11 protein-coding genes and 1 pseudogene are annotated in these 12,584 nt (G+C 67.7%); 7 read left to right on the plus strand and 5 right to left on the minus strand.

The genetic code is table 11. The features are described from left to right. Positions 1-72: 72 nt before the first annotated feature. Both ACFV9G_RS04485 and ACFV9G_RS04490 read left to right on the plus strand, forming a co-directional pair. Positions 73-1,455 (plus strand): phosphotransferase family protein, encoded by a 1,383-nt coding sequence (locus ACFV9G_RS04485; protein WP_378725254.1) that lies wholly within the window; start codon positions 73-75, stop codon positions 1,453-1,455. Between the two features lie 37 nt (positions 1,456-1,492). Then, on the plus strand, positions 1,493-2,215 hold the full coding sequence (locus ACFV9G_RS04490) for a GntR family transcriptional regulator (RefSeq protein ID WP_378725256.1): 723 nt from the start codon (positions 1,493-1,495) through the stop codon (positions 2,213-2,215). A 13-nt stretch (positions 2,216-2,228) separates the two neighbouring features. Here ACFV9G_RS04490 and ACFV9G_RS04495 read toward each other — a convergent pair whose 3' ends face one another. Together ACFV9G_RS04495 and ACFV9G_RS04500 are read right to left on the minus strand one after the other, a co-directional pair. Then, a complete protein-coding gene (locus tag ACFV9G_RS04495; RefSeq protein ID WP_378725259.1) occupies positions 2,229-2,999 on the minus strand; it encodes a crotonase/enoyl-CoA hydratase family protein in 771 nt (256 codons plus the stop codon). After that, entirely contained in the window at positions 2,996-4,639 is a 1,644-nt protein-coding gene (locus ACFV9G_RS04500) for an acyl-CoA dehydrogenase family protein (protein ID WP_378725261.1), read from the minus strand. Before ACFV9G_RS04500 ends, ACFV9G_RS04495 begins: the two co-directional genes overlap by 4 nt. 72 nt (positions 4,640-4,711) lie before the next feature. Between ACFV9G_RS04500 and ACFV9G_RS04505 the strand changes: the two genes are divergently transcribed. Then, positions 4,712-5,428 carry a PaaX domain-containing protein, C- domain protein gene (locus ACFV9G_RS04505; protein WP_378725263.1) on the plus strand — a complete coding sequence of 239 codons (717 nt, stop codon included), beginning with the start codon at positions 4,712-4,714 and terminating at the stop codon, positions 5,426-5,428. Between the two features lie 388 nt (positions 5,429-5,816). On the opposite strand, the gene ACFV9G_RS04510 is transcribed toward ACFV9G_RS04505, so the two are convergent. Beyond that, positions 5,817-6,080, minus strand: a complete 264-nt coding sequence (locus ACFV9G_RS04510; protein WP_378725265.1) for a multiprotein-bridging factor 1 family protein — start codon at positions 6,078-6,080, stop codon at positions 5,817-5,819. Positions 6,081-6,150: 70 nt separating this feature from the next. Between ACFV9G_RS04510 and ACFV9G_RS04515 the strand changes: the two genes are divergently transcribed. Continuing rightward, positions 6,151-7,137, plus strand: coding sequence for an AAA family ATPase (locus tag ACFV9G_RS04515; RefSeq protein WP_378725266.1), 987 nt, complete (start codon positions 6,151-6,153; stop codon positions 7,135-7,137). Positions 7,138-7,289: 152 nt separating this feature from the next. Next, the gene (locus ACFV9G_RS04520; protein WP_378725267.1) at positions 7,290-9,584 is read left to right on the plus strand and encodes a S8 family serine peptidase; all 2,295 of its coding nucleotides are present in this window, start codon (positions 7,290-7,292) and stop codon (positions 9,582-9,584) included. Between the two features lie 111 nt (positions 9,585-9,695). Here ACFV9G_RS04520 and ACFV9G_RS04525 read toward each other — a convergent pair. After that, a pseudogene (locus ACFV9G_RS04525) lies at positions 9,696-9,853 on the minus strand (1,4-dihydroxy-2-naphthoyl-CoA synthase); the annotation flags it as partial. A 14-nt stretch (positions 9,854-9,867) separates the two neighbouring features. Continuing rightward, positions 9,868-11,040: a LuxR C-terminal-related transcriptional regulator gene (locus ACFV9G_RS04530; protein ID WP_378725269.1), complete on the minus strand. Its 1,173-nt coding sequence runs from the start codon at positions 11,038-11,040 to the stop codon at positions 9,868-9,870. 88 nt (positions 11,041-11,128) lie between these two features. Here ACFV9G_RS04530 and ACFV9G_RS04535 point away from each other — a divergent pair, with 88 nt between their 5' ends. Both ACFV9G_RS04535 and ACFV9G_RS04540 read left to right on the plus strand, forming a co-directional pair. Beyond that, on the plus strand, positions 11,129-11,932 hold the full coding sequence (locus ACFV9G_RS04535; RefSeq protein WP_378725270.1) for an MBL fold metallo-hydrolase: 804 nt from the start codon (positions 11,129-11,131) through the stop codon (positions 11,930-11,932). Beyond that, entirely contained in the window at positions 11,929-12,552 is a 624-nt protein-coding gene (locus ACFV9G_RS04540) for an NAD(P)H-binding protein (RefSeq protein ID WP_378725272.1), read from the plus strand. Before ACFV9G_RS04535 ends, ACFV9G_RS04540 begins: the two co-directional genes overlap by 4 nt. Positions 12,553-12,584: the final 32 nt, after the last annotated feature.

The following is a 12,584-nucleotide window of genomic DNA, read 5'->3' on the forward strand; positions in this document are numbered from 1 at the left end:
ACCGTCGCAAAAGCCAGATCTATCGAAGTTTTTGCTCTGATTGCATACTATTGAGCCGAAAGCGAGGTAGCCATGACCACCACGACATCTCCCGCCGAGGACCTGCTCCCGGGCCTGCAGGCGGTCCTCGAGACGCGCTACGGCGCGCTTGACGACCTGGTGCCCGTTCGGCTGAGCAGCGGAGCGTCGCGTACGACGTGGCTGCTGCCGGGCGCGGGTTCCCGACCGACGCTGTTCCTCCAGCAGGAGCGCCCCGGCGGTGTCCCGGGCCAGTCCGGGCAGGTGGCGGAGATCGCCGCCATCCGCGCGGCCCGGGCGGCGGGGGTCGCGGCCCCCGTCGTGGTCGCCAGCAGCATCGACGAGGGCGCACCGGCGGGCCTCGGCGAGTTCGTCCTGGTCGAGGGGCTCCCCGGCGGTTCGGACCCGGCACCGCTGCTCACCGAGGAGCGCTTCGCCGGCGCGCGCGAGCGGTTCGCGGCGCAGGTCGGCGAGCTGCTGGCCAGGTTGCACACCATCGGGACCGAGCACCTGTCAGGAGTTCCCGCGACCGATCCGCTCGAGTTCTACCGCGACCTGCTGGACGAGCTCGGCGAGCCGCATCCCGCGCTGGAGGTGGCGCTCGCGTGGCTGGTCGCGCACCGACCCGCACCGGTGGCGACGCCGGCGCTCGTGCACGGCGACTTCCGGGTCGGCAACCTGATGTACGACGAGACCGGGCTCTGCGGCGTACTCGACTGGGAGATCACGCACGTCGGCGACCCGGCGGAGGACCTCGGCTGGCTGTGCGTACCGTCCTGGCGCTTCGGCGGGCCGGGCCGCGCGGGCGGGGTCGCGTCGGTGGCCGAGGTGCTCGGGTCCTATCGCGCGGCCGGCGGCCGATCCGAGGTGACCGCGGAGAGGGTCCGCTGGTGGGAGGTCTTCGGCACCTTCAAGTGGGCCGTCATCTGCATCATGCAGGCGGCCGCCCACCGCAACGGATCAGAGCGCTCCGTCGAGCTGGCGGTGCTCGGCCGCCGGACCGCCTCGGTCGAACGCGACCTTCTCGACCTGATCTGCGCCCCCGATCCGTTGCCCTTCGACGAGGAGATCCCGGAGGGCACCGCCGGACCCCACGACGCGCCCGACGCCGCCGGCCTGCTCGAGGCCGTCCGCGAGCACCTGGCCGAGGCAGTCCTTCCCGAGCTCACCGGCCGCACCGGCTACCTCACCCGGGTGTCGCTGCGCGCCCTGGCCATCACCGAGCGCGAGCTCCGGCTCGGCGCGCTGCTCGCCGCCCGTCACCGCGACCGCCTCGCCGCCGCGGGCAGCGCCGACGACGCCACCCTCGCGCGCGCCATCCGCACGGGCGAGCTGGGCTACGACCGGGCGCTGGAGCTGGTCGTCGAGCTGGTCGCCGACAAGCTGCGGGTCAGCGATCCACGACGCCTGTCGTCCGGCAACGTGGCATGGGAGTGAAAGGCGTGGAGATGTGCGGACGGCATACACTCGCCCGATGAGCGTGGCAGGAGAGGCCCCCGGCAAGGTCAACGCGCTGCTCGCCTACGAGGGCATCCGCCGCAAGATCATGGAGGGCGAGTACCAGCCCGCTCAGCGGCTGATCGAGCAGCGCATCGCCGTCGAGCTGGGGCTGTCGCGTACGCCCGTCCGCGAGGCCATGCGCCGGCTCGAGGCCGAGGGCCTGGTCCGCAGCGAGCCCAACCGCGGCGCGATGGTTCGCTCGGTCACCGTCGACGAGATCCACGACATCTACGGCCTGCGCGCCCAGCTCGAGTCGTACGGCGCCGGGCTCGCCGCCCAGCGCGCGCAGGACTCCGATCTGGAGAAGATCGACGCCGGGATCGAGCGGTTCGGGTCGGCCATCGCGGTCATGCACACCGACGAGCTCGCCTCGGTCCGCGAGGTCCACGACGCCAACGAGCAGATCCACGCGGCGGTCGTGGCGAGCGCCCGGCACCGGCGGCTCGGAACCCTCCTGGCCCGCACGGTCGACGTACCCCTGATCTTCCAGTCGTTCCGCCGGTTCGACCACGATCAGGCGGCGCGCTCGGACCTGTTCCACCGGATGATCCGCGACGCGATCGCGCGGCGCGACGCCGACCGCGCCGCGAACCTGATGACCGAGCACATCCTCCAGGGCCGCGACGTGCTCCTCGAGAGCCTCGAGACCCGTGACGACGGCAGCGTCGACCTCTTCCGTACGTCGGGATCCGCCTGACCTGCGAAGAAGCTCAGTCAGTGGCGTCGAAGGATCCGTGGCGTCCGGCTCCGTCGGCGAACCGGGTCGCGCCGGCGACGGTGTCGGTGGTGACCGAGACGACCCCGTGGCGATACTCCGCGACCAAGGCATCCACCTCGCCGAGACCCTCCTGCTCCAGCACGGAGAGCCGGTCGTGCCGCATGCAGGTCTGCGGGAACGCCGCGAGCTGTCGCGCCAGTTCCTGCGCCGCCGCGAGGGCCTGACCGGCTGGGACGACCCGGTTGGCCAGTCCCATCCGCAGGGCCTCCTCGGCGCCGACGGGACGACCGGTGAGGATCAGGTCCATCGCGTTGCTCGTGCCGATCAGCCGAGGCAGGCGGACGGTGCCGCCGTCGATGAGCGGTACGCCCCAGCGTCGACAGAACACACCGAAGACCGCGTCCTCCTCCATCACGCGCAGGTCGGCCCAGATCGCCAGCTCCAGGCCGCCGGCGACGGCGTGACCGGCGACCGCGGCGATGACGGGCTTGCCCAACCGCATCCGGGTCGGACCCATCGGACCGTCGCCGTCGGGCTCGAACCGGTTGGGGTCCCCACCTGCGACCGCCTTCAGGTCGGCCCCGGCGCAGAAGGTGCCGCCCTCACCGTGCAGCACCGCCACGGCGGCGTCGGGATCGGCGTCGAACTCCTCGAACGCGGCCACCAGGGCCTCCGCCGTCGCCCGATCGACGGCGTTGCGTACGTCCGGCCGGTTGATCCCGATCGTCGTGACCGGGCCGTCCTTGGTGACGTCGACGGTCATGCCGGAAGCGCCCGCTCGAGGATCGCGGTGACGTCGCCGCGTGGCGACAGCGTGCCGAACGCGCCTCCCCAGTCCCGGCCGAGGCGCGAGGAGCAGAACGCATCGGCGACCGGAGCCGGCGCGTGCCGGAGGACCTGCGAGCCCTGGAAGACCAGCGCCAACTGCTCCACGATCCGCCGGGCCCGGAACTCGAGGTCGTCGAAGGAGGTGAACTCCTTCTTCAGTCGGTCCAGCGCGGCGTCGTACCTGGCGTCGGCGCCGGTGGCGAGCTCCGCCTCCGCCAGGAACGCGTCCAAGGTGTGCGGCTCCTTCGCCAGCGCTCGCAGCGCGTCGAGCGCCGCCACGTTGCCCGATCCCTCCCAGATCGAGAGGAGCGGCATCTCGCGATAGATGCGGGCGACGTCGAAGTCCTCGATGTAGCCGTTGCCACCCAGGCACTCCAGGGCCTCGTTGACCATGAACGGCGCCCGCTTGCAGACGTAGTACTTGGTGACCGCGAGCGCGATCCGGCGCAGCGCGGCCTCGGACTCGTCCCCGCGGATCGCCCGATCGTTGGCGCCTGCCAGGCGCAGCATCGCCGTCGTCGCCGCCTCGGACTCGACCTGCAGGTCGGCGAGCACGTTGCGCATCGCCGGCTGCTCGATCAGCGGCTTGCCGAAGGCCGAGCGATGCCGGGCGTGGTGTGCCGCCATGGTCAGCGCGGTGCGCATTCCGGCCGAGGAGCCGATCACGCAGTCGAGGCGGGTCATGTTGACCATCTCGACGATGGTGCGGACCCCGCGGCCCTCCTCGCCGACGAGCCAGCCGGTCGCCGCGTCGTACTCGATCTCGGAGGAGGCGTTCGACCTGTTGCCGAGTTTGTCCTTGAGCCGCATGAAGCGCATCGCGTTGCGCTCGCCACCGGGCAGGACGCGCGGCACGAGGAAGCAGGAGACGCCTTCTGGGGTCTGGGCCAGGGTGAGGAACAGGTCGCTCATCGGGGCGCTGGTGAACCACTTGTGGCCGCGCAGGACGTAGCTGCCGTCGGGCTGCTCGGTCGCCGTGGTCGTGTTGGCGCGTACGTCGGAGCCGCCCTGCTTCTCGGTCATCGACATCCCCGCGATCAGACCACGCTTGGTCTCGGGGTCGCGCAGTCCGAAGTCGTACTCCCGGTTGGTCAGCAGCGGCTCGAACCGGGCGGCGAGCTCCGGGTTGGTCCGCAGCGCGGGGACGACCGCGTAGGTCATCGAGATCGGGCAGCCGTGGCCCGCGTCGACGTTCCAGGCGTAGAACTTCGCGGCGCGCGCGACGTGGGCGCCGGGACGGTCGTCGGCCCAGGGAGCAGCATGGAGACCGTGCTCCACCGCGACGCCCATCAGCTGGTGGTACGCCGGGACGTACTCGACCTCGTCGACCCGATGACCGTAGCGATCATGGGTGTGTAGACGCGGGGGCACCCGCTCGGCGAGGCGGCCCCACTCCTGCGCCTCCGCCGTGCCGGCGAGACGGCCCAGCTCATCGATCTCCGGAAGCGCCCATGCGGCGCCCTCCCGCTCGAGGCCTTCCCGCAGGACCGGGTCACCGGCCGTGTTGTGACCCACCAACGGCGGGACCTGGTTGGTGACCACGTGGGTGGGGTGGGTCTCGTGCGTGCTGGTCATGATCACGATGTTACATAATTCCAAACAGTCGTGTCTATGAATGTTGCATGAGAGGATGCCCAGGTGGTTACCGTGCGCGATGAACTGGCTCCGCTCTCCGCTCGCTCCACCATCCTGAGCCTGATGCTCGGCGCGCATCCGAACCCGCTGACCCCCGCCGACCTCGCCCGCGCCGGCCAGTTCTTCGGCATCGCGCCGGCGACCGTGCGGGTGGCGGCCACTCGCGCGGTCAATGACGGAGATCTGGTCCGGAGCGGGGCCGGCTACCGGCTCGGTGAGCGCCTCGTCCAGCGCCAGGCTCATCAGGACGAGGCGGTGCACACGGCGGACAAGCCGTGGGACGGCTCCTGGGAGATGGCCATCGTGGTCACCACCGGTCGGCCGGGCCCCGAACGCGCCGTACTGCGCGATGCCCTGAAGGCGCACCGGCTCGCCGAGCTTCGCGAAGGGGTCTGGACCCGGCCGGCCAACCTCCAGCGTCCGCGCTTCTCGGATCCGGTCCTGCAGGACTTCGACGCAGTCCCGGGACAGGACCCGGCCGAGCTCGCCGCCTATCTGTGGGACCTCGCCGGCTGGACGCGCGAGGCCGAGCACCTGCTCGAGCGGCTGACCTCGACGCCCGAGCCCGCACTCCGGCTCGCCACCGCCGCCGCGATCGTGCGCCACCTCAGCGACGACCCGCTCCTCCCCGTCGAGCTCCGCCCTGCGGACTGGCCGGCAGCCAACCTGCGAGAGACATACGGCGCCTACCAGCGTGAGCTGAGCGAGCTCGCCGCGCTTCCCCACTGAGCATCGCGGGAGCGGCTAGAGCCTGCAAAGACGCGTGCCCGAGGTTGTCCATATGTCTCTTATTTGGCGACAAACAGCCATCCATGCACGCTGGCCTTCTCGAAGGGGCCGAAGTCACCTGACTTGTCGACGAGGATAACAACTCGCGCACAACGGACCCGTGGAGCGATTTGAAGTGGGGAGGCCCGTCTCAACGGCGTTGAACGGATGTCTCGACCCCAGCTTTGAACCAGGCTCGCGGGCAAGCCCGTCAGCGATCTCATCTGGCACCGTCACCGCCGAGCCGAAGCACGGGCTTCACCACCGGGAACTCCCATCGATGGATCGGCCGCTAGCAGGTCTGGAGCACAAACCTGAACAGCACCGACGAGACTTCTCCGGCAACCGCTCACAACTCGTCAGCCGGCCGTGCCACTGGCAGCTCAGCAGCAGAAATCCTCAGGACCTCAGCCAAGACCTGAACGGTGAAGTAACCCGGCTCGACCGTCCGTTTGCTCTCCAACGCCCGGACGGTGCCGACGGAGATTCCGGCGCGCGTCGCCAACTCCTGCTGACTCATCCGGCGTTCTTGGCGCGCCCTCCGAATGATCTCTGCCAACCTCCCCGCCTCGTCTGCATAGCGGCTCTCGCTTCGCTTAGGACGGTTCGGCACTCCGCAAGAGTACTATATAAGTAGCGCTATTAAAGTAGCGATCGTTCCCTCCAAGCGGTACAGTTCCCACATGGCCGGACGTCACCTCAAGGCGCTACTTCTTGCACACCGAGACCGTGACGACCTCGCGTTCAGGCGGGCTGCGACCGCGTTGATCGAAGAGGAAGAGGCGAAGCGGCATACAGCCCTCGCACGAGACCTGCGCCGACTGATGGCATCTGGCGGCGGGGCAGGAACGATGAGCTTCTCAGACATCGACGTCCCCCTCCCCGAACCCCCGAAGGACCGTGACAGCGCGCTGCCGCTGGCCGACATGCATATGTCGGATCGCCAACTGGATGACCTCACGCTTGATCCCGAGCTCAAACTCCAGCTTTCCCAGTTGCTGACCGAAGTGAGCAACTGGGAAACCCTGGACACACTCGGCATACCACGACGAAATCGTGTTCTGCTGTATGGGCCACCCGGATGCGGCAAGACCAGCATCGCCGAGGCGATGGCCAGCGAATTGGGCCGCGTACTCGTCACCATCCGGGTTGAGTCAGTGATCTCGAGCTTCCTCGGCGAGACCGCATCGAACCTCAGACGACTTTTCGAGTTCGCATCCGAGGGACCCTATGTCGTCCTATTCGACGAGTTCGACAGCCTCGCGAAGGACAGGGATGACCCATCCGACCACGGCGAGTTGCGCCGCATCGTGAATGCCGTCCTGCAACTCATCGACCGCTACCAAGGTCCATCCATGATCATAGCCGCCACCAATCACGGCGAGGTCTTGGACAACGCCATGTGGCGGCGCTTCGATGAAGTCCTTGAGGTCGCGCCGCCGACGACCGAACAGCGCTACGAGCTTCTAGCCAGATCGCTGAGCGGAAGATCAGTGCGGGCCCTGGACCTCGCGGACGCAGTGACGTCACTCGATGGCCTGCCCCATGCCGCAGTAGAGCGCACGGTACATACTGCCTTGCGAACCGCGGTGGCCGCAGGTCGCATGTCCGTTTCACAAGCAGACCTGACGGCAGCAGTCGCCGCAGTAACGTCACGACGCTGGGCCTAGGGCTCTTGACGCGCTCACGTTAACCCGCCGAATCAACACCGCATGTCGGCACGATCTGGTGAAGTAGGCCCATGGCCGACCACCTGCGCTTAACGACCGGAGTAGAACTCAGCACATCCCGAGCGCGCGGAAACCCGATCGGAGCACCCAACGTGAACCGGATCGGCCGCTCAAGGTTGCTGACTACCGCTCTCTCTAACCTTGAAAGTCAACTTCCCGCAGATCTCGAGGTTGACGACGAGGACGCACGCGCCGTTCTGAAGTTTCGTGCCGGCAGCAGGATCAGCACCGGTCCGCTCTCGCGACTACGGTTTGTCCCTCTTGGCGAGGACGAAGAATGGACCTACTACGTTCTGTCATCACGTGAGTCACGGCTCGCACTCCAAGCGCTGATCGCTGAGTACGGCAACTTGCCAGATGGCGCAGAGACGGACGTCGACTGGGACCACCCGAAGTCTTGGGCCGGTCTTCTCGACAACCTCGAAGGGGTTGAACTCTACGGCCGTGAGGACCGCGCCGACGTAAGCTTGGCTGACCTAGCGTTTGATCCAACTACGGTCGTCGATGTACTCCTCTGGCCATCCGGCCGCCAAGCAACAACCGATCAGCGGATCGCCTCTGTTCGGGCATTGCTGGACGGACACCCCACGGGGGCCAACGGAGACGGCGTGCTCGCTATAGATCCACGTCCCGACCGAACCGTGGTGAGGGTCTCAGTAGACGAAGGCTCTCTGGAAAAGTTGCTCGACCACGCCGACGTCGAGCGAGTTCGTGCACCCCTTCAGGCGGCCATCAGCCAAGAACAGCTGACAAGGTTCACGGCACCCGCACGACTACCCGAAGCCGCCGACACCGCGATCGGACTCGTCGACGGCGTCGTCGTCACGACCAATCCGATGATCGAACCGTACGTAATTGCCACCAGCTCGTTCCCGACGGGCCACGTCTTCACTGGTGCGGACGACCACGGCACCTATGTCGGCGGGTGTGCAATCTGGGGCGATCTCGATGTCGCAATTGCCCGCGACCTACCTGAACCGTTCCCCATCGTCAGTGCCCGGGTCCTCGAACCCCGCCCAGGCCCCTCAGGCGACATGCGGGTACAGGTCGTAGGCATCGCCCACCAGACAATCGAAGAAGCCATTCGCTGGCTTGTCGTTGAGCACGGCGTACGCGTCATCTGCATGTCGATCGCTCACCCCGAACCAGCCAAGACTGCGCTGCGGAACGAACTCACGCTGACGGTCGACCAGCTCGCCCGCGAACTGGACGTCGTGATCGTCGTGGCCGCCGGCAATCGCACCATCGAGCCCGCGACGGGCTGGCTCGGCGGGTACCCGAGCTATGTCTACGACTCTGACGCCGGGGTTGCGTCACCCGGCGACGGCGCCATCATGGTCACAGTTGGGTCCATCGCGAAGCGGTCAACGGCGGCCGATCGCTATGGTGATCCTCGGATCGGAATCGCCGGCGCCAACGACCCCTCACCATTCACCCGAACGGGCCCCGTGCGGGGGCGTGGAGCCACAGGGTCGATGAAGCCAGAGTTCGCAGATCACGGAGGAAACTGGGCGATTGATCCGAAGAACCACTGGCTCGACCCGCTAAACCCCGGCACGAGTTCTGTCGTCACGATTCCGCCTAGGTCCGGCCGAATCGTCGGCCCTAACAACGGAACGAGCTTCGCCGCTCCGAAAGTGGCTCGCGAGATTGCTCGCATCGGAGAGCGTTACCCAGACGCCAGTGCGAACCTTCTGCGCGCCCTCGCTGCTCTATCTGCGACGACGGTCGCCAACGGCCGCGGTGCCGTGCTCGACAGGAGGGTCGCAGCGTACGGTCAGCCCGACGCCGACCGCGTCCTAGAAAGCACCGCTCAGCGCGTTTTTCTGACGTTCGAGGGCGACACGAACACCGGACGTATCACCCTTCACCGCCTCCCGATTCCACCAGCGTTCGCCGACGGGAGAAGCCGCAAGGTCTTCCGGGTGGCTCTGGCCTTCGACCCTCCAGTTCGACGTCAGCGACGCGAGTACATCGCAGGCAGCATGAGCGTGGAGCTTGTCCGGGGCATTTCGTTCGAGCGCGTTCAGGAAATCTATTCACGTCAGCCCACGAGGGCCCAAGTGGATGCCGACCCCAAATTGACGCGAATGGAGCTTCCCGACAGCGACAACCGGCCTCCTCTAACGCCTGGCACATCGGCGCTCTCGTCTAACACGATGATCCGGCGAGACTTCGTCGATGGCGCCTGGGACCCGGACCACAACGACTATGTACTGGTTGTTCGACACGACCAAAGTCCATGGTCAGAGAGCCAGCGCAGGGCATACGACACTCAGAGTTACGCGCTCGCGGTCGAGATCGCCGACGAGACCCGAACCGACATTGATCTCTACTCGTTGATTCGTGCCCGCCTAAGCCAGCGGATCCGGGTCGGCCGCCGCTGATAGCCCGCAATTCCGGCCGGATTCATAAGAGACTGTTGGGGACCAGACGCAAGATTTCAGCACGCCACCCATTCTGACCTGCTCAGACGCGTCAGATCAGAAGTACCAGGGCTAGTGCGACCAGTCCGGCTCGCGCTTCTCCAGGAACTGGTCGCCGCCCTCCTGGGCATCGTCGGCCACGTAGGCCAAGCGGGGTTCTCACCAGCGAACATCTGCTGGCCGACGAGACATTCATCGAGGATGCTGAATGCGTACTTCAACATCCTCCGGGTTCCGCGAGCGGTCAGTGGTCAGGGCCGGCCCTGCGAGTCACCTGATCGTCGACGGGTCCCGGCATCGGACCGCCGCGCAGGGGGAGCTGGGTCGCGGCGCGCTGCTCGTTGTCACGCAACCGCCCCTCGTAGTGGCTGAAGAACACCTTGGCGACCAGGTCGCGGCGGCTGCGTACGCCTGTCTTCTCGAACACGTGCTTGAGGTGCTGCTGGACCGTGTGCGGCGAGATGACCAGTGCCTGGGCGATCTCGACCGTCGACAGTCCCTTCAGCACGAGCTGGGTGAGCTCCTTCTCGCGGTCCGTCATTCCGTACGCAGACATCAGGAGTGTTGCGATCCGCGCGGGATGAGCGGGCTCGACGATGACCGCCACCTGTGGGTCCGGTCGCGTCGCGAGAACGGCGCCGTGCAGCACGATCCAGGTGCCCGACTCGCTGAGGACGCGCGAGGTCGCCACCTCACCCGACTCTCCCGGCGAGTCGACCGAGCGCAGCGCTCGCGCCGCGACAGCGGCCACCGCGACCGGCACGGCCCCCGACGCGGGACGAGGGAGATCCGCGAGCCATCGCTCGACGCCTTCGGTGGCCGAGTCGATGCCCAGCGCCGAGTTCAGTACGACCAGGCCAGGAGCCCCGGAGGAGTCGGGGTCGGAGGCCTCACCCAGCAGGAGCGCGTTGCGCGCCGCCTCCGCCAGGCTGGGCGCGATCGCCTTGAGGAACGCCTTGTCGGCGGCGCCGAACATCGGCCGGTCAGGCTCGCGGTAGAGAGCCAGCGAACCCCAGACGACGCCGGCGCGGGTCCGCAACGAGGCGATGATCTCCTGGTCGCCGCCGAGCTCCATGTTCGCCTTCCACCGCGGCGTCCCCGACGGGTCGCCGTCGGTGATCTCGTAGAGCGTCGAGACGCCTTGGTCCGACTTGGCGACGTCGCTGAGCTTGTGCACCCCGTCGGCGCGGTACTCGTTGTCGAGGAAGTCGGCCGGGAGCACCGGCAGCAGCTCGTCGAAGTGGCTGGTGATCAGCAGCGACGCGGGATCGAGCGTGTAGAAGCACGGCGCCCAGTAGTGCGGGATCGCGTCGGCGATCGGCTCGCGACACTCCCGCCACAGCGTGACCAGATCGAGCCCCTGCCTGCTCAGGCGCTCGATCCTGTCCTGCGACCGCTGACGGGTGCGCTGGTCCACCTGATCGAAACTACTCCCCGCACGGGGTCACCTGAATGCCAGATTGCTGGTATATCCCGTCGCCACATCGGTGCCTAGCGTCGACAGCATGGACATTCACAAGCTCTCGCACGACGTCAGCCAGCTGGCCGACTGTGCGCTGGTTCCCGGGCTGGGATATCTGCCCGTGAACGCCTTCGTGCTGCATGCGCAGGAGCCGGTCGTGGTCGACACCGGGCTCAGCACTCCCGACAAGCACTTTCTGGACGACCTCGCCGCGGTCATCGACCCCGCCGAGGTGCGGTGGGTCTGGATCACCCACCCCGACCGCGACCACACCGGAGGGGTCCGGGCGTTGCTCGACGCGGTTCCGAACGCGCGCCTGATCACCACCTTCGGCGGCGTCGGAATCCTCGGCTGCGAGTGGGAGGTCCCGCTCGAGCGGGTCTACCTGCTCAACCCGGGCCAGGCGCTCGAGGTGGGCGACCGGACCATCCGAGCCTTCCGCCCGCCCCTGTTCGACAGCCCGGTCACGACCGGATTCGTCGACGAGAGCACCGGCGCGATCTTCACCTCCGACTGCTTCGGCTCACCGGTGCCGACCGCCGAGCTGGCCACGTGCGCGGACGTACGCGAGGTCGGGGACGTACGCGAGGGGCAGCTGCTCTGGGCGACGATGGACAGTCCGTGGGTGGCCAACGTCGACGAGGCTCGCTACCGCCGGACGATCGAGCCGCTCCGATCGCCCGAACCGTCCGCCATCTTCAGCACCCACCTACCTCCCGTGCTGGCGCAGACGGACACCATGTTCGACACCATCAGCCAGGCGCCCCAGGCACCGTCGTTCGCCATGCCCGACCAGCGGGCTCTCGAGGAGCTCCTCGCGACCTTTGCCCCGGTGGTGCCGTCATGAAGCTCGCGATGTTCGGGGGCAGCGGGTTCGTCGGTGCCCCGGCGCTCGCCTTGGCTGCCGAGCGCGGACACGACGTCCGAGCGCTGATGAGGTCCTCGAACCGGGACACTCCCGCGGGCGTCGACGTCGTGACGGGCGACGTACTCGACCCCGAGGCGGCTGCGCGAACGGTGGCAGGCTGCGAAGCCGTCGTGTCGACCCTCGGCGGGTGGGGTGACAACGATTCGATCGACCTCGGCGCCCGTCACGTGCTTGCTGCCATGCGCGAGGAGGGGATCACGCGGATCGTCTTCATGGAGGGCTTCAACATCCCCTTCCCCGGAGACCCACGCAACGCCGGCGCGATCCTCATCGACACGGTCGTACGTCTGCGCAGCCCCGGCCACGTTCGGAGCCAGCGGCGCCTGGGACTCATGCTGCAGGCGTGCGTCGACCTCGACTGGACGATGGTGCGAACCCCGATCGTCCGTGCCGGGGCCAGGACCGGTCGGACCGAGGTCGGAACGCTCAGGATGGGTCCACGAGACCATGTGACGACCGGCGATCTGGCCGAAGCGCTGCTGGACGCCGTGCAGGACGGTCGGCACCTGCGCGCCGCTCCCATGCTCCGCTCGGTGTGACCGTGGGCTTTCACGGGGCGAGCGGGAATCAC

The sequence above is a fragment of the Nocardioides sp. NPDC059952 genome, from assembly GCF_042730435.1.
Taxonomy (GTDB): domain Bacteria; phylum Actinomycetota; class Actinomycetes; order Propionibacteriales; family Nocardioidaceae; genus Nocardioides.